This is a genomic window from Yoonia sp. I 8.24 (genome assembly GCF_022096995.1).
Taxonomy (GTDB): Bacteria; Pseudomonadota; Alphaproteobacteria; order Rhodobacterales; family Rhodobacteraceae; genus Yoonia.
The window spans coordinates 117044-134426 of sequence record NZ_JACXGQ010000004.1; the positions used below are offsets into that span (position 1 = coordinate 117044).

Consider the following 17383-nt stretch of genomic DNA (forward strand, 5'->3'; position numbering starts at 1 on the left):
CGTCATCAAAGTAGGTAATTTGGAATTGAAAATGAGGTACAGTGGGTTTTGTATCCGCCGCACCTCAATCGTTTAGTGGAACATGGGTGGGCGTGCGTCCAGCCATTGACCGTCTGCTTTGCCGCTTTCCGCTACGGCAGCAACGGCGGCCATTGACCTCAATCCGTCCTCTGCGCGCGGGTAAAGATCAGCGGCCGGGTCCATGGTCCGCCCTTCTTTGCGTGCAGTGATCGCTTCGGCCAGATCTGTGTAGATATTTGCGAATGCGAGCGGCATACCTTCGGCGTGACCAATGGTCACGCGGGTCGTGCGGTCTGCCTCGGGGGATAGGCTTTCTTCACCACGCTCAATAACTTGCAAACGCTGGCCAAGCGGCATGTAAAACAACTGGTTTGGCTGCTCTTGTGACCAACGTAAACCACCTGTTTCACCAAATACTTGGATGCCTAGGCCATGCTGACGCCCGATTGCGATAGAGCTAGTCCAAAGTCGCCCAACAGCGCCCCCGTCCATGCGAAAGTTGACCATCGCATCGTCTTCAAGTGTACGCACAGGGATCGCCGAGACGATATCAGCGCTAATTTTCGTGACCTCTTGCCCCGTGACAAATGACGCCATGTGCATCGCGTGAATACCGCAGTCAGCGAACTGCGCAGACACCCCAGCCTGCGCCGGATCATAGCGCCAGCGCACGCGTGGATTATCGGCATCTGCGGCGTCAGCGTGGTGACCGTGGGCAAACTCTGCATTCACGACACGAACTTTGCCAATGTCACCACGTGCGATCATCGCTTTCATGTGACGGACTAGTGAATAGCCCGAATAGCCATAGTTCACGGCGCAAATTTTGCCGGTCTTTTTGGCAACCTCAACAATGGTTTCACCTTCTTCGACGGTCATTGTCATCGGCTTTTCGCACAGCACGTTGAAACCGCCTTCAAGGAAGGCTTTGGTGATTTCAAAGTGGCTCGCGTTTGGCGTCGCGACTGTGACAAGATCAACGCGGTCTTCACGGGCTTTTTCACCCGCAAGCATGTCTTGCCAACCACCGTAAGCACGATCGCCAAGACCTAGGCGCTGGCCGTAATCGATGCCGTATTCTGGCCGGTGGTCAAGCGCACCTGCGGTGAATTCGAACAAGCCATCAAGGCCAGACCCAAGCCGGTGTGCAGGACCGATTTGACTGCCTTCGCCGCCGCCGATCATGCCCCATTTTAGTTTTGTCATTTCTCAAATCCTTCTTAGAAACCGATGGATTGCAGGTAGGTGCGGTTCAGTTTTGCATCATCGATCGGCGATGTGTCACCTTCGGGATCGCAGTCTTGTTCCACTGTGCACCAACCGTCGAAATCACTGTCGCGTAGGATTTGACGGACAGCCGAGAAATCCACGTCGCCATCGCCCAAGTTGCAAAAAATGCCATCGCCGCAGGCCGTATAAAAATCGGTACGATTGGCAACGACAGAGGCTTTCACTTTGGGATCGATGTCCTTGAAGTGCATATAGCTGATGCGATTAATGTGCTTGCGCATGAACGCGACCGGATCGAAACCCGCATAAGAATGGTGACCTGTGTCAAAACAGATTTTCAGGATGTTTTCGTCGACCTCAGACAGCAAGCGCTCAAGTTCTGGTTCAAAGTCCATGAAGCCAGCAGCATGCGCATGTACGCCAACCGTGAGCCCGTATTCTTGAGCACCCATCTTTGCGACAGTTGCGATGCGGTTACGAAAGGCCGTCCATTCGGCTTTGTCCATCTGCTCTGCTTCATCGACACGACCCGCGGTTGGTGCGCGACGTTCGGAAATGCTGTCGATTAGTACAAGGTGCTGGGCACCGTGCGCCATGAGCGCCTTACAGGTGCGTACGGCAGCGTCCATGACATCGTCCCATGCCTCCGCGTCGTGGAATGGCCGAAAGACGACACCACCGACGAGTTCTTGGTTGAACTCATCGAGTGCTTCACCAAGGATCGTGGGGTCCTCGGGCATAAAGCCCACAGGACCAAGTTCAATCCCTGTGAAACCTGCGGCAGCGTTTTCTTGTAAGACCCTACGCCAAGTGGGGTTGCGTGGGTCATCTGCGAATTCCACTCCCCATGAACACGGAGCGTTGCCAATTTTGATCATGTCGTTTTCCTTTAGTAATCCGCCACGTTAACCCATGCGTTTTTAACGCTGGAATCATGCACGGCGGTGATAATGCGGTTCACCGCGAGGCCTTCTGCGAAAGTTGGCCAAACAGCGCGTTTTTCAGATATCGCGGTCAGAAAATCCTTGGCCTCGATGATGATTTGATCTTGGTAACCTGTGCCATGGCCGGGGCCCTGGCAGAAGGGCAGGTAATCTGGGTGGGCGGGGCCAGTCAGTATTTTGCGAAAGCCGCGTTCGGCTTCCGGACCTTCGGTGGTGTAAAGCCAGATCGCGTTCTGATCTTCTTGGTCAAAACGGATATGACCTTTGGTGCCGTGAATTTCATAGGCGTAGCCCATCTTGCGTCCAACGGCGACACGTGAAAAGAACATATGCCCCTGCGCGCCATTTGCAAAACGGCACATCATTTGTGCCTGATCGTCGTTGGTGACGGGTGCGCCATCACGTGTTTTGTGCACGGTTTCCACCGATGCACACAGGCTATCAATCGGACCCATCAGCGCGTGGGCCGCGTTAATCATATGCGGGGCCAAATCGCCCATTGTGCCGTTGGCTTGCCCTTGGGCGCGCCAGCCGCCGACGTTGGGGTCTGCAAAAAAGTCTTCTGTATTTTCACCACGGAAATAGACGATGTCGCCAATCCTTCCTTCGGCCAACAGCTGACGCGCATATTGGGATGCTGGCGTACGGATGTAATTAAAGCCGACCATATTTGCGAGGCCGGACGCATCTGCGGCGTTATGCATCACAATCGAATCGTCAAGCGATGCACCAAGCGGCTTTTCACACAGTACGTGCTTGCCTTGGGCGAAAGCCGCGAGCGCGATTTCGCGGTGCGTCGATTGAGGTGATGCAATGACAATCGCCTCGACTTTTGGATCATTCACAAGGGTACACCAGTCGTCGGTGCCGCGCGCAAACCCATACATTGCACGGTATTTTTCGGCGGTTTCCGGGGAAGACGCTGCAATCATTTCTAACCTTGGGCGCAGGTCCGTGTCGAATACCGATGCGACCGCGGCAAAAGCAACCGAATGTGCCTTGCCCATATAACCACCGCCAACAATGCCGATGCCGATTTCTGCCATTTGTTTTCCCTCCCCAAAAAACCGATTGCAACCGGTTGCAAAATGGATATAGTCGTTTTGGGCGTTGGGTCAATATGCAATCCGCGCTGACATCAATTTCGTGTTGGGAGAGAGACGCGCATGGGACAAGCCAGTGAAACAATTACGCTGACGGTTGCGCAGGCGGTGATCCGCTACCTTGCGGCGCAATTCATCGAAATTGACGGCGTAAAAACACGTCTATGTGGTGGCGGTTTTGGCATTTTTGGACACGGCAACGTGACCTGCCTCGGCGAGGCGTTGTATGACCACCAAGACGTGCTACCGTTGTATCGTGGCCAGAATGAACAAGGCATGGGGTTTGCTGCGGCGGCCTATGCAAAGGCGCAATTGCGCCAGCGGTTTATGTTTTGCACCGCGTCCGCAGGCCCAGGCACCGCGAATTTGTTGACTGCTGCCGCGCTCGCCCATGCGAACCGATTACCGATGTTGATGCTTTGCGGGGATACGTTCTTGACGCGGCTGCCAGATCCAGTCTTGCAGCAGCTCGAGCATTTTGGAAACCCGACGCTGGGTGTTAATGATGCATTCAAAGCCGTATCGCGGTTCTGGGATCGGATCACGCATCCCGCGCAGATTATGCAATCCTTGCCCGCTGCTTTGGCCACAATGCTGGACCCAGCAGATTGCGGTCCTGCGTTCATCGGCCTGCCACAGGATGTGCAGGGCTGGACCTTTGATTACCCTGTCTCATTCTTCGACGAACATGTGCACCGTATTCGTCGCCAATCACCTGACACAGCCGAAATCGCTGATGCGATTGCCCTTTTGAAAACGGCAAAGCGCCCGATGATTATTGCCGGCGGTGGCGTGCAATATTCCGGCGCCGTGGCTGCGCTCACGGCATTCGCCGAAGCAACAAACATCCCCGTGGTAGAAACGATTGCAGGTCGTGCGAACATGTTGAACACCCATCCGCTGAACATCGGGCCGCTGGGCGTGACGGGGTCAAACTCGGCGAATGCGATTGCTGAGAAGGCGGATGTGATCCTTGCCATCGGTACCCGCTTGCAAGATTTTACGACGGGCTCTTGGACCGCGTTTGCGATGGATGCACGGATCGTCGGTATCAACGTTGGCCGCCACGACGCGGCGAAACATATGTCACTGACGGTTGTGGGTGATGCGAAGCTCGCGCTTACGGCCTTAGTATCCGACTATGTGTGTCCGGTATTGTGGACCCAAGAGGCACAAGCCGAACGTACAAAATGGAATGATTACGTTACCGAGAATACCCGTATTGGCAAAGCTCCAGCATCATATGCGCAGGCTATTGGTGCGGTGAATGACCTGTGCGATCCACGCGACCGTGTGATCGCCGCCGCGGGCGGTTTACCTGCCGAAGTCACCGCCAATTGGAAAACCCTTGATATCGGCACTGTCGATGTTGAATTTGGTTTTTCCTGTATGGGGTATGAAATCGCAGGTGGCTGGGGCGCGCGCATCGCGCAAGCCGAAAAAGAGCCAGACAAGGACACGATCGTCTTTACCGGTGACGGGTCTTACTTGCTGATGAATTCGGACATTTATTCGTCGGTTCTTACGCAAAAGAAAATGATCATCCTTGTGCTTGATAATGGCGGCTTTGCGGTCATTAACAAATTACAAAACAACACCGGCAACGAGAGTTTCAACAATCTGATAGCGGACACACCGACCGCAACGCATCAAGTTGGGGTCGATTTCGAAGCGCATGCGCGCGCGATGGGGGCACTGGCCGAAACAGTTGCATCCCCCGCCGATCTTGCTGATGCATTTGCCCGCGCCAAAGCCGCCGACCAAACCTATGTGATCTGCATGAAGGTCGATGCCTACGAAGGCTGGACCAAAGAAGGTCACACGTGGTGGGAAGTCGGCACGCCGCATGTGACCGACAACTTCAAAGTCGCCGCGGCACATAAGGATGTGGAATCCGCCCGCGTCCGTCAGCGGAAGGGAATTTAGATGAACTTGCTTGACGGTATCCGCACCAACAATTTTGTTATCGTCGGACGCGCTGGCGTAGACTTATTTCCTGACCCACCCGGGACTGCGACCGAGGACGCTGACGTGTTTCATGCCGACCTTGGCGGATCGTCCGCAAACATAGCTGCGGGTATCGTGAAACTGGGTGGAAAGGCTGCTTTGGTCACGCGCGTATCGGATGATAGCGCGGGTCGGTTTTGCGTGAATAAGCTTGCGTATTATGGTGTCGATAGCACCTATGTCACGCCGGTCGGCGGTGAATATCGCAATTCACTCGCTCTTTATGAAAGCCGGATTGAGGGGCACCAATCGGTGATTTACCGCAATGGTGCGGCTGATTTTCAGATGTGTTCAGATGATGTGAGTGCCGTCGACTATAGCAAATTCGGCGCATTGATTACTGCGGGCACCGTCTTTGCCGCTGAACCATCACGAAGTGCCACTTTCGAGGCATTCGCGCTGGCGAAAAAAGCTGGTTTACCAATCATTTTTGATGTCGATTACCGCCCATACTCATGGCCTTCGCCGAAAGTCGCCGAAGAGGTTCTTTCACGTGCGGCAGCCGAATGTGACATGATCGTCGCCAATGATGAAGAGTTCGGATTTATGGCCGGCAGTATCGACAAAGGTCTCGCCAAAGCCAAACAACTTGCAGACACAAACGCGGCGATCGTCGTCTATAAGATGGGCGAAAAAGGGGCCATTACCTTTGCAAATGGGACCGAAACGCGCACGGGTATCTTCCCTGTTGAGGCGTTGAAACCCACAGGTGCGGGTGACAGTTTTATGGCGGGTCTGATGACGGGGCTCGCCGCTGATCTTCCACTGCACGACGCAATTTTGCGCGGTTCTGCCTGTGCGTCGATCACCGTCTCAAAACCCGGTTGCGCGCCTGCGATGCCGACGACTGAAACGCTCACAAAATTTATGGCCGATCATCCCGATCCCACGTCCGTTTAAAGGAAAAATCACATGCACATTCCACCGTTTGACAATCAAAACAAACCCATCGTGGACGTGGATGACCCGACCGTGCCGCTAAATTACTTTAACATCGTCAAGCTAAAAAAGGGCGAAGCATTCGCCTATGAAGTCCCCGGCTACGAGACATGCATCGTTCCGGCGACGGGCACAATTGATGTTGATATCGAAGGTTTCAAGGCGACAAGCCTTGGTCACCGTGTCGAGGATGTATGGGACGGCGAGCCCGAAGGCGTTTACGTGCCCGTCGCCGCCAAGGCAGAAATTGTTTGCGTGTCTGACGACGCAGAAGTGTTCATCTGCGGCGCACGCTACAACAAAGTGCTTGATGCGTTCGACGTCCGTGCGGACGCGTTAGACAAGGTGCAATACGGCTCGGACGACACAAAAACGCACCGTAAGATCAAGCATATCCTCGGCACGAAATACCACGACAAAGTTGGACGTTTACTTGTTTCCGAACTCTTTACCGTCGGCGAAGGTGGTTGGTCCGGTTTTCCATCCCACAAACACGACACGGATCGTTTGCCATTGGAAACCCGCCACGATGAAACCTATAATTTCCGCTTTAAACCGAACTACGGTTCAGGCGTTCAAATGCTCCAGCGCGAAGACGGTAAGGCAGGCGATGCATATCATCTTGTCGATGGCTCTACGATTTGTCTCGACAGCGGCTATCATCCATGCGCGGTTTTGCCCGGCTACCAAATGTACTATTTCACCATCCTTGGTGGGCTTTCCCAACGGAGCCTTGTGCAATATTTTCAGCCGTCGCATGCCGCGCAGCTTGAAACCATCCCCGGTATCAAAGACATGATCGCCAAATTCAAATAGGCGCATCGCTTTCATTCAATTGCGTTCGCCGAGGGACCTTCGGCGCTGATCAGGAATGCTCTCATATGCCTCTCGTGACCCTTGCCGATGTTCTACAACCTGCCTTGAAAAACGGTTATGCTGTGGGGGGGCTTGTCACCCTCGGGTGGGAGGATATGCGCGCCTTCGTCGCGGCTGCTGAGGCTGAAAATTGCCCTGTGATCTTGCAGGCGGGGCCGGGTTGCCGTGACCATACGCCGTTGCCAATCTTGGGCGAAATGTTCAGGCATTTGGCTGAAAACGCATCTGTACCTGTGGTCGCACACCTTGATCATGGCTACACGTTTGACGATTGCCAGCAGGCACTTGACGCGGGTTTTACATCACTGATGTTTGACGGATCACGCAAACCATTGGATGAAAATATCGCCGAAACCAAACGCGTGGCAGACCTTGCGCGCAGCGCCGGGATTTCTTGCGAAGGCGAAATCGGCTTCGTCGGTTACGACAACGGTGAAGCGTCCGCTGGAACTGAACCGGCTGAGGCGGCCCTATTTGCAAAAGAAACCGGCATCGACGCGATGGCGATTTCGGTCGGAAACGTACATCTGCAACAAGACAAACAGGGTGGTCTGGACGAGGCGCGGATCGCGGCGATCCAAGCATTGACCGATGTGCCTTTGGTGATCCACGGCGGATCTGGTGTGCCAGTTGCGCAGCGCCGTTACTTGGCCAAGACCACAAACGTTTGTAAATTTAACATCGGGACCGAACTGCGCATGGCCTTTGGCGATGCGATGCGGTTCGCCATCAATGCTGACCCCTCTCGGTTCGACCGGAATACAATTTTAAAAGAAACACACGACCCTGTCATGGCTGCGGCACAGCGGGTTTTGAAGGCAATAAAAGGCTGATTATATGTTAAATATCGGTATACTTGGCGCAGGCCGCATTGGTCAGGTTCACGGTGCAACGCTGCTTGGCATGACAACCGCGCGTACCTTTGCGGTGTCTGATTTCATCCCAGAAGCGGCGACCGCTTTGGCAAGCAAGCTTGGGGCGCAAGCCATCACCACGGATGAGATCATTGCGTCACCTGACATTGACGCGATCGTCATCGGAACGCCCACCACCACACATTACGACATCATTCATCAGGCCGCGGCCGCTGGCAAAGCCATCTTTTGCGAAAAGCCTGTCGATCTATCCGTTAACCGTATCCGCGAATGTCTGACCGCCGTCGAAAAGGCCGGTGTGCCATTTATGACCGCGTTTAATCGCCGCTTTGACCCTGGGTTTGCGCATCTGCAAAAACAGATCGCGGATCAGGTGATAGGAAACGTCGAAATAGTGACAATTCTTTCGCGTGATCCGTCACCCCCACCCATTGGTTACGTGAAAACCTCTGGCGGGATATTCCGCGACATGATGATCCATGATCTTGATATGGCGCGGTTCTTGCTTGGCGAAGACCCAATTGAGATCAGCGCAGTTGGATCTTGTCTTGTTGATCCTGCGATTGGTGAGGCTGGTGATTTTGATACGGCAGCAGTTACGTTGAAAACGGCGTCCGGCAAAATTTGTCAGATTTCAAATTCACGTCGCGCGACCTATGGATATGATCAACGCGTCGAAGTCCATGGAGCCGGCGGCATGCTGCGCGCCCACAACGTGCCTGAACATAACGTCGAACTGACGACTGCTGGGGGCTTTACCACGGCCCCGACGCAACCTTTCTTCCTTGAGCGCTACGCCGCGGCTTACCGGGCTGAGATGGCGCACTTTGTAGCCTCGATCGCTGACGGCGTCACGATGACCCCAACGGGGCTTGATGGGCTCAAAGCGCAGATTTTGGCGGATGCGGCAGATGCAAGCGCGCGCGATGGTCAGCCACGGGTGCTGAACTACTAGGTGAACGGGTTTCATCCCGGTGCGCTCTGACAAAGCTTCCAACAAAGATGTCGCGAAAAGGAATAGATGCCTTTGCAAGGCAAAACCCGCTCTAGTGAAAGTCAAAATACGCTGCCAGGCGGATCCTTGGCTTTATGGTGTGGGACGCTCACCCATTGCTATGACGAATCGGTTTTACTGCAACCATTTGGAATGTGAGTTCCTTAGCAACTGAGGCTCCGACTTCAATAAAATCAATATACATCGTTTCATCTGGTGGAAAAATGGACCGTGGTGTCAATATCAAATATGGAAAATTCATACCACGTGACGTGACCTTCAGCTGGGTAACTCGATATCACTTGAGAGCCGCTTTTTTTGATAGGTGCTAGATGGCAACGCAAAATGCAACCGGTTGCAAAATTGATTTGCGACATTTAAGGTGAAGTTGGAGTTAGAGGGGAGCAGGCGAATCGATGCCGAGATATGTCACCAAATTGTTGACCGTTCCGACGACGTCAGCACTCCAGAGTTTGAGGTTTAAGGAACAGCAATTGCGTGGACTGCATCACGGTGCGGTTCCTTAAGGGAGAGGGTGTCATGCCTGCTACCGCTCACATGTTTGAAGACCTTGCCGAAAGGTTGGCTTGGTCACTTACTTTCTCTTCGTCCTCCACGTCGCAAGACAAGAGGATGAAGCGGAACCACCGCCTCATTTGAGGTCCCGGTATTGATAGTACGTGCGCCGGGCACGGTCCTTGGGAGGAAATCATGAACAAAATACTATTGGCCGCTGGCCTTGCAACAACCCTGATGGGGTCAACAGCGTCAGCTCAGCAAATCGGTGTATCCGTTGCGCGTTTTGACGACAACGGATTGACTGTGATGCGCAACGGCATGACTGCGCACGAAGAGACACTTGATGGTGTTTCGCTTCAAATCGAAGACGCAACTGATGATGTTGCAAAGCAGCTTGACCAGATCAATAACTTCATTGCGTCCGGCGTCGATGCGATCATCGTGAACGCCGTTGACACAAATGCAACCGAAGCCATGTCCAACGCAGCTGCTGCTGCAGGTGTTCCACTGGTTTACGTGAACCGTCAGCCGGTTAACATGGACACATTGCCCGATGGTCAGGCGTTCGTTGCGTCCAACGAAATCGAATCCGGTACGTTGGCGGCATTCCAAATGTGCCAACAGCTTCGCGCTGAAGGCAAATCTGGTGGTGCAACAGCATATATGCTGATGGGCCAGCTGTCGAACCAAGCTGCCGTTCAGCGCTCAAAAGACTTCCATGATGTCATCGGCATGGACATGTGTAACTTCATCACGCTGATCGACGAGCAGACAGCGAACTGGTCACGTGACGAAGCCAACGATCTGATGACGAACTGGATTTCAAGCGGTGAGCCGTTCGACGCTGTGTTTGGCAACAATGATGAAATGGCGCTTGGTGCTATTCAGGCGATGAAAGCTGCAGGCATTTCCATGGACGACGTTGTTGTTGGTGGTGTTGATGCGACATCAGACGCGTTGCTGTCTATGCAGGCTGGCGAAATGGACGTGACAGTCTTTCAAGACCTTGCAGGTCAGGGTGCTGGGTCCATCGATACGGCGATTGCGCTGATCAATGGCGAAGACGTCGACAGCAAAGTGTTCATCCCATTCAAACTGGTAACACCTGACAACATCGGCGAATTCCTGCAATAAACGCAAGAAACATGCTAAACAAGGTGCGAGGCGGCCAATCTGAGCCGCCCCGCGTTTTCCAAAAAATCCAGTCATTTTAGGAGAGCTGACCAATGTCAGATCAGAGCGACGGCACCGGCGGTCTAACCTTCGATAAATCAAAAAAGAATTGGCCAAATGAGCTGAACGTCTTTGGCGCACTCATCCTGATTATTATCATCTTCGAAGTGCTTGGCGCTATTTACATGCAGCAAAGCCTGCTTTTTGATACGCGTGATCGTTTCGACAGTATCTTTAACGAAGCACGTTTGCGGATCATTATCATTCAAGTCGCCATCATCGGCATCATCGCGATCGGGGTGACGCAGGTAATTATCACCGCCGGTATCGATCTTTCGTCGGGATCGGTTGTGGGTGCAACAGCCATGATCGCGATGAGCTTTGCGCAAGTCGCCGAAGTCAACGGTGGCCCGAACCCCAAAGCGATCTTTGGCGAATGGGCGCTTGATCTGCCAGTCCTTGTGCCCTTGGTTGTCGGGTTAGCTGTTGGTCTGGTGGCCGGTGCCGTTAACGGTATTCTTGTGGCGTTCGCACGCATCCCACCGTTCATTGCGACGCTTGGCATGATGTTATTTGCGCGTGGCGTGGCACAGTGGTGGTCCTTGGGTAACCCGGTATCGTTTCCGACCGAAGGTTATGCGAAAATCGGTGCAGGTATGATGCCTGTGATCATCTTCTTGTCATTGGCGCTGCTTTTTCATCTGATCATGAACTATACAGTTTATGGCAAACACACCTATGCGATTGGGTCAAACGAGGCTGCCGCGCGTATGTCGGGGATCAACGTCCCGCGTCACCTGCTGCTGGTTTATATGATCGCAGGGATGCTTGCCGGGCTCGCTGCGGTGATCTTAACGTCAAAGAACTTGACCGCGCAGTCGGGTATGGGTTTGTCATATGAACTTGAGGCGATTGCGATGGCTGTCATCGGTGGTGTGTCACTTTTTGGTGGGCGCGGATCAATCATCGGCACCGTCATCGGGGCGCTTATCATTGGTGTGATTACATCCGGTTTCACCTTTCTGCGCCTTGGCGCATTCTACCAAGAAATGGTGCTTGGCTGTATCATCGTCGGTGCGGTTGCACTGGATCAATACCAACAAAAACGTGGCGCAGCGCGGGCTTAAGGGAGGGCATAGACATGTCAGATATCATTCTCGAAACCAAAGGCCTTACCAAACATTACGGTGGTGTGCATGCTTTGGAAGACGCCGATTTTCAGCTGAAACGCGGTGAGCATATAGCTATTATGGGCGACAACGGCGCAGGGAAATCGACCTTTGTGCGCCAAATCACTGGTGTGGAGCAGCGAACACGCGGCGACGTAATCTTTGATGGCGTACCCGTCAATTTTGCAGGCCCTCTTGATGCGCGCGAGGCAGGCATTGAAACGGTGTTTCAGACGTTGGCCTTGGCTGATGATTTGAACGTGCCAGACAATCTGTTCCTTGGCCGAGAGAAAACCAAATTCGATTGGCTGGGCCCATTCCGATTGCTCGACTACAAATCGATGCGTGAAGACACGATGGCAGGTCTTGTGAAAACGGGTGTAAAAATCCCGAATATCAAGAACACGATTGCAAACATGTCTGGCGGACAACGCCAATGTGTCGCCATTGCGCGCACCGCAACCTTTGCATCTAAGCTGACGATCATGGACGAGCCGACAGCGGCCCTCGGTGTGCAGGAAACGGCGCAGGTCGAAAACATCGTACGTACGCTCAAAGACCAAGGTGAAAGCCTGATCCTTGTGTCGCATAATATGCGTCAGGTGTTTGATTTGGTTGACCGAATTATCGTGTTCCGCCGTGGACGTATCGTTGCAAACCTTAACGTCGAAGACACGGACGGCAACGATGTGGTATCGTATATTACCGGTGCGAAAACCGGTGCTGAATACGAAGGCGCGGCATGAAACTTCTCGACCTTGAACATCCGTTTTTTACCCCAGTTGGGGTCCGTGTTGCGGTTGTCGCGGTATGCGCCGTTTGGGGCTTGATAGAGCTTGTGAACGGCGCAGTTTTTTGGACGATATTCTTTTTAGGACTTGCTGTGATCTGTGGCTGGCGCTTTGCGACTATTGACTATGTCGCAGTGAATAAGGCACAGAACCATGCGGAGAAGGAATAAGGGGACAAACGCATGGCAGTAACGCTGAAAGACGTGGCCGAATTGGCCGGTGTCTCGCGTTCGGCCGTGTCACGCACCTATACCGAAGGCGCGTCAGTCTCGGCCAAAACACGCAAAAAGGTCCAAGAAGCGGCTGAAACCTTGGGCTATAGCCCCAATGCTTTGGCATCCTCGCTTACGACGGGCAGGACCAAAATGATTGGGCTGGTGTCCAACAACTTTCACAATCCGATTTTTCTAGAGGTGTTTGATCTCTTCACCAAGGGTTTGCAGGGCCGGGGTTTACGGCCTTTGCTCGTGAACCTAACGGATGAGACTGACCCCGAAAAATCCGTGCGTATGTTGCAACAATATTCCGTTGACGGGGTCATCGTGGCGTCATCCACATTACCCGAAAGTTTCGCCGAAGCATTTCGTATCGCAGGGGTTCCCGTTGTCCATTCGTTTGGGCGGCAAGTCGAAAAACCAACAGTCAATGTACTGGGGATCGACAACAAACAAGCGGGCCGGTTGGCCGCAGAAACGCTTATCGCGCGGGGATATACGCGGGTAGGTTTTTTAGGTGGCCCACAGGCCGCGACATCGACCCAAGATCGGATGACCGGCTTTCTTGATACCTTGCAGGTCCATTCAAACGTCGGTGTGACCGCCTCATTTGCAAGCGCGTATTCGTTCGAGGCTGGTCGCGCTGAAATGCTACGCCTAATGGATGCGCCATTGGCCGAGGCGTACTTTTGTGGTGATGATGTCTTGTCGATTGGCGTTTTGTCGGCACTGCAATCGCACGGGCTGTCCGTTCCGGACGACGTGGGCATTATCGGTTTGAATGACATGGAAATGGCCGCTTGGGACAACATCAACCTCACGACGATCCACAACCCAATCGCGGAGATTATCGCCTCCTCAGTGAACCTCGTGGCGGATATGGTGCAAGACAGCGCAATGACACCGCAAGCACGCTTATTCGCGTGTCATGTGGTCGAACGCGGAACGCTACGCGCGCTGAAAAGTTAAAGACTGCCGGGGCTGACTGCCCTGCGCCCCCGAAACTTGCTGCGTTTTGATGAAAGATTTGTTCAATCTTTTTAAGGAGTTGTCTGACGTTAGCAATTGTCAGACATATTTGATGTTTAGGTAACTGATGATTGCGTCGCGCCTACCCTTGCCCATGGAGACCGCTCTCTTGAAAGGCTATCAAAGCCAACTACCGAATAAATGCCGTAAGCGCCGTGCAATCGGCTTGACAAAGTCGCATTGAAAATCGGTGTGATAATGTTCAATGCAGGCCAACGGGATAAAGAATTTAATTGGTTATCTCACGGAGCCATGGAGCGGGTTACGGTAGGGCTCAAGCAATGACATTGCCCTGCGCCCGCGACATGGTAACTAACGTGTCGATGCCACATCAATTGTCCCCTTGTCCAGCAATAGGGCGCGCGGTTTGCCAAGCCCGCACTACGCTCTCTGGCCATGCGACAGCGCGGCGACCGATGCGAACTGGCTTTGGGAATTCCCCTTTGGAAATCATAAGTAAATTGTGGAACGACTGAGGCCCGTCATAGCTTCAACTTTGGGGCGGCGTAGGAAGCGGTCGTGCATGTCTTGGGTTTCCTTAGGCTATTTTGGAACTACCTAAGACGTAACTGAACTCGTTGCGCCAATCGTTTGGGAAATATTTGGTCAAGAAGCCATGATTTTTTCACAAGTTTCCGAATACCAGAAACCGTCAATCCCAAGTTCTTTTCGGCCTCGTGAAATGGACTGTTCGAGAGTTTCGAGTTGTCCTTCGCCAACAGGGAACAGCACCTCGAAATCGGGGAATTCCGACCTCAATCTCCATGCGAGATGGATCAAGTCACGTGTCTTTACAGAACCTTTGCGTAAGGGTTCTTCAATCGCATTTGCGATGTTGTTTGCGAGCCACCAGACTTGAAATGCGCGTCGGCAATCGACATTGCCATACTGATGCTTTTGCGGAGCCCCGCGTTTGGCTGGCTTGTTCCGCTCCATATCTTCGATGAAGCGCACAAGCTCCTTTGTCGCCAGCCCTTTCAGTAAATTGTACTCATTCATTGATATGGTGATCTCGCCAGCTTCATGCCCAAAGGCCGCAAGCTCATGAGCTTTCTTACCCATTTAGATGTACCACAGTGGCGGTTCCGTCTAACGTCAAAAACGCCGCCCATGCGTCCATCATCATGCGTCGCTTTTCAAACAGATCGGACCTAGCATAAGCCGCCTCTGCTTTATCTTTGATAGTGTGGGCCAATGCGGCCTCTGCGACTTCACGGGGGAAGTTGGTTTGTTCTTGCGTCCATGTTCGGAAAGATGTGCGGAACCCATGTACGTCCACGTCGAATCCCAACTCTTTGACTAGCTTAGACATGGTAGCATCACTTAGCGCCTTACCGCGTTTTGTACCCTCAAAGACCAGATCAGTATCGCCTAACGCTTTAGCCTGTTCGAGCAATTTTAGGGCGCGGTCACAAAGGGGAATGCGGTGTTCTTTCTTGGCTTTCATGCGTGTTACGGGAATTACCCACTCTGCGTTGACCAGATCAAATTCGGACCAAACCGCATGGCGCACCTCACCAGATCGGGTCGCTGTCAACACAAGCAACTCAAATGCCAGTTTCGTGGCCATGCCAGCATTTGAGCTTTGAACGGATGAAATGCAGCTTGCGACCTCCTTATATGGCAAGGCCTTGCGCTGGGCTTTGGTGCGATCATGTTTGGGAAGGGCCTGATTTATCGCCTCTGCAGGATTGTCTTGCCGCCAGCCTTGCGCCACGGCCCATTTGAGGACAGTACCAAGGCGCTGTTTGACCCGTCGCGCAGTCTCAGGCTTGGTTGTCCAGATAGGTGTCAGGACGGCCAACACATCGGCAGTAGTAACGTCAGCAACCTTTACCTTACCAATGCGTGGAAAGGCGTATGTTTCAAGCGTACTGACGAACTGCTTGGCGTGTTTTTCGTTTCGCCATGTCGGGCGATGCAATTCGTATACCCGCTGAGCGGCCTCTGCGAATGTCAGAACCGCCTGAGCGTCTTTCTTGGCCTGCATGGGGTCGCCACCGCTACGCGCCAGCTTTCGGTTCTCTAAGGCTGTCTGACGGGCCTCTGCCAATGGGACCAGCGCGGGGTTGCCCAGTCCCAATTCACAACGCTTACCGCGTATTGTGATGCGTTGCACCCACTGCTTCGAGCCGTTCGATAGCACACGCAGGAAAAGACCGTGACCGTCAAAATACTTGCCAGCATCTTTGACAGTTTTGACAAACTGGGCAGTTAACGCCTTTTCCGGTCTGCGTACCGATGCCTCTGCCAATTCATTATCCCCCAATTTATCCCCCAGCGAATGGGGGATTGGGTGGGAACTCATTGGAAATGAGAAAGGCCTTTACCGCCCTTTTTATAACCTTATTGGATTTTCCGGGATAGTACCGGAACACCTATCGGCGGACTTCGTCTCCGCCACTATGCACTTTCATTCATTCCTGTTGAGCATCACTCATCCCCTTACGGGGCTGTTTTGATGATTTATCTGCATTGACTGTTGCTTTTCATTTATCTTCGAATACCGCACCGCATTTCCACCTACCTAATCACTGGCGCTTTTCGTAACGCGGTGGGTGTCATGTCATATTGCTGACGAAAGGCGCGGCTCATGGCGCTGGTGTTTTCATAGCCGCAGCGCGCTGCGATTTCCGTGATCGAAAGCGTCGTGTTTTCAATCAGGCTGCGCACCGCGATAAGCCGCCGATACCGGTACACTTGGCCCGGTGGTGCGCCAAGGTCTGCGATAAACCGCCGGTGTAGCGCTTTGGCTGAACAGCCTAATTGCTGGGCAATGGCCGTGACCGCGAGCGGATCTTCGATGTTTTCGTCCATCAAGACCAAGGCCCGCGCAACCAGTTTTGATTGGACTGGCACGATACCGACCTCCCCAAAGGGTTGGTGCGCCTGATGTAAAAACAAGGCGGCAACATCGAGGCGGATCGCCTCGCCGCATTGCGCCCCGATCAGGTTCAGCACCAAATCAAACGACGCCATGGCGCCGCCGCAGGTAATCCGATCACCATCAATGACAAACCGTTCTTTGCGGGTATCCACCTGCATGAATGCTTCAGTGAAACTGTCAAAAATATCCGCGTGGATAGTCGCGGGCCTTTCGTCAAGCAACCCAGCCGCCGCGAGGAGCCAAGACCCGGTATCCATGCCGACAACGCATTTCGCTTTACCGCACAAAACCCGCAGCCCCGACAATAGTTTGCTCTGGCTCAAGGCCTGATGACCGTAACTCGCAACGACCATCAAATAATCGCAATCCCAATCGGCGCCGGTTGCTGCTTGGGTTTCCACCAACATTTCGCTTGATGACCGCACCAACCCACCGGCCAAAGACAACAGCTGCCATTGGTATAGCTTTTGTCCCGACACCGTGTTTGCGGCGCGAAAGGGCTCTAACGTGTTGGCCAGGCAATGGTTCGAGAACCCATCAAAAAGCAAAACGACAATTTTGGTGGTACCAGATGATCTTTTTGTCCATTTTTGCATAGTCTTGTCTAACAC

General features: G+C 53.3%; 18 protein-coding genes. 10 read left to right on the forward strand and 8 right to left on the reverse strand.

Annotation, left to right across the window (positions count from 1 at the left end; genetic code table 11):
* Positions 1-72: 72 nt before the first annotated feature.
* Genes Yoon_RS09150 through Yoon_RS09160 form a run of 3 tightly spaced genes read right to left on the reverse strand, consistent with a single transcriptional unit; the run spans position 73 to position 3241 of the window.
* A complete protein-coding gene (locus tag Yoon_RS09150) occupies positions 73-1227 on the reverse strand; it encodes a Gfo/Idh/MocA family protein (RefSeq protein ID WP_238111869.1) in 1155 nt (384 codons plus the stop codon).
* A 14-nt stretch (positions 1228-1241) separates the two neighbouring features.
* A complete protein-coding gene (locus Yoon_RS09155) occupies positions 1242-2129 on the reverse strand; it encodes a TIM barrel protein (RefSeq protein ID WP_238111870.1) in 888 nt (295 codons plus the stop codon).
* 11 nt (positions 2130-2140) lie between these two features.
* Complete coding sequence (locus tag Yoon_RS09160) at positions 2141-3241, reverse strand: Gfo/Idh/MocA family protein (RefSeq protein WP_238111871.1); 1101 nt, start codon at positions 3239-3241, stop codon at positions 2141-2143.
* A gap of 120 nt (positions 3242-3361) precedes the next feature.
* Here Yoon_RS09160 and iolD point away from each other — a divergent pair, with 120 nt between their 5' ends.
* The 10 genes from iolD to Yoon_RS09210 all read left to right on the forward strand — a co-directional run bounded on the left by iolD (position 3362) and on the right by Yoon_RS09210 (position 13825).
* The gene (gene iolD / locus Yoon_RS09165) at positions 3362-5224 is read left to right on the forward strand and encodes a 3D-(3,5/4)-trihydroxycyclohexane-1,2-dione acylhydrolase (decyclizing) (protein WP_238111872.1); all 1863 of its coding nucleotides are present in this window, start codon (positions 3362-3364) and stop codon (positions 5222-5224) included.
* Positions 5225-6205, forward strand: a complete 981-nt coding sequence (gene iolC / locus Yoon_RS09170) for a 5-dehydro-2-deoxygluconokinase (protein WP_238111874.1) — start codon at positions 5225-5227, stop codon at positions 6203-6205.
* Positions 6206-6217: 12 nt separating this feature from the next.
* A complete protein-coding gene (locus tag Yoon_RS09175) occupies positions 6218-7060 on the forward strand; it encodes a 5-deoxy-glucuronate isomerase (protein ID WP_238111875.1) in 843 nt (280 codons plus the stop codon).
* A gap of 65 nt (positions 7061-7125) precedes the next feature.
* The gene (locus Yoon_RS09180) at positions 7126-7953 is read left to right on the forward strand and encodes a class II fructose-bisphosphate aldolase (RefSeq protein WP_238111876.1); all 828 of its coding nucleotides are present in this window, start codon (positions 7126-7128) and stop codon (positions 7951-7953) included.
* A 4-nt stretch (positions 7954-7957) separates the two neighbouring features.
* On the forward strand, positions 7958-8950 hold the full coding sequence (gene iolG, locus Yoon_RS09185) for an inositol 2-dehydrogenase (RefSeq protein ID WP_238111877.1): 993 nt from the start codon (positions 7958-7960) through the stop codon (positions 8948-8950).
* Positions 8951-9700: 750 nt separating this feature from the next.
* Positions 9701-10642: a substrate-binding domain-containing protein gene (locus tag Yoon_RS09190; RefSeq protein ID WP_238111878.1), complete on the forward strand. Its 942-nt coding sequence runs from the start codon at positions 9701-9703 to the stop codon at positions 10640-10642.
* Positions 10643-10734: 92 nt separating this feature from the next.
* Positions 10735-11808: an ABC transporter permease gene (locus tag Yoon_RS09195; protein ID WP_238111879.1), complete on the forward strand. Its 1074-nt coding sequence runs from the start codon at positions 10735-10737 to the stop codon at positions 11806-11808.
* 14 nt (positions 11809-11822) lie between these two features.
* Positions 11823-12596: an ATP-binding cassette domain-containing protein gene (locus Yoon_RS09200; RefSeq protein WP_113777241.1), complete on the forward strand. Its 774-nt coding sequence runs from the start codon at positions 11823-11825 to the stop codon at positions 12594-12596.
* Positions 12593-12811 carry a hypothetical protein gene (locus tag Yoon_RS09205; RefSeq protein ID WP_238111880.1) on the forward strand — a complete coding sequence of 73 codons (219 nt, stop codon included), beginning with the start codon at positions 12593-12595 and terminating at the stop codon, positions 12809-12811. The genes Yoon_RS09200 and Yoon_RS09205 overlap by 4 nt, the downstream gene beginning before the upstream one ends.
* 12 nt (positions 12812-12823) lie before the next feature.
* The gene (locus Yoon_RS09210) at positions 12824-13825 is read left to right on the forward strand and encodes a LacI family DNA-binding transcriptional regulator (RefSeq protein WP_238111881.1); all 1002 of its coding nucleotides are present in this window, start codon (positions 12824-12826) and stop codon (positions 13823-13825) included.
* A 391-nt stretch (positions 13826-14216) separates the two neighbouring features.
* Here the strand turns inward: Yoon_RS09210 and Yoon_RS18025 are convergent, their stop codons facing one another.
* From Yoon_RS18025 to Yoon_RS09230, 5 genes are all read right to left on the reverse strand, one after another.
* Positions 14217-14339: a helix-turn-helix transcriptional regulator gene (locus Yoon_RS18025; protein ID WP_370642152.1), complete on the reverse strand. Its 123-nt coding sequence runs from the start codon at positions 14337-14339 to the stop codon at positions 14217-14219.
* Positions 14336-14410: a helix-turn-helix transcriptional regulator gene (locus Yoon_RS18030; protein WP_370642157.1), complete on the reverse strand. Its 75-nt coding sequence runs from the start codon at positions 14408-14410 to the stop codon at positions 14336-14338. The genes Yoon_RS18025 and Yoon_RS18030 overlap by 4 nt, the downstream gene beginning before the upstream one ends.
* 81 nt (positions 14411-14491) lie before the next feature.
* Positions 14492-14947, reverse strand: coding sequence for a hypothetical protein (locus tag Yoon_RS09220; protein WP_238111882.1), 456 nt, complete (start codon positions 14945-14947; stop codon positions 14492-14494).
* Positions 14940-16193 (reverse strand): integrase arm-type DNA-binding domain-containing protein, encoded by a 1254-nt coding sequence (locus tag Yoon_RS09225; RefSeq protein ID WP_238111884.1) that lies wholly within the window; start codon positions 16191-16193, stop codon positions 14940-14942. Before Yoon_RS09225 ends, Yoon_RS09220 begins: the two co-directional genes overlap by 8 nt.
* A 215-nt stretch (positions 16194-16408) precedes the next feature.
* A complete protein-coding gene (locus tag Yoon_RS09230) occupies positions 16409-17368 on the reverse strand; it encodes a GlxA family transcriptional regulator (protein ID WP_238111885.1) in 960 nt (319 codons plus the stop codon).
* Between the last annotated feature and the right edge of the window lie 15 nt (positions 17369-17383).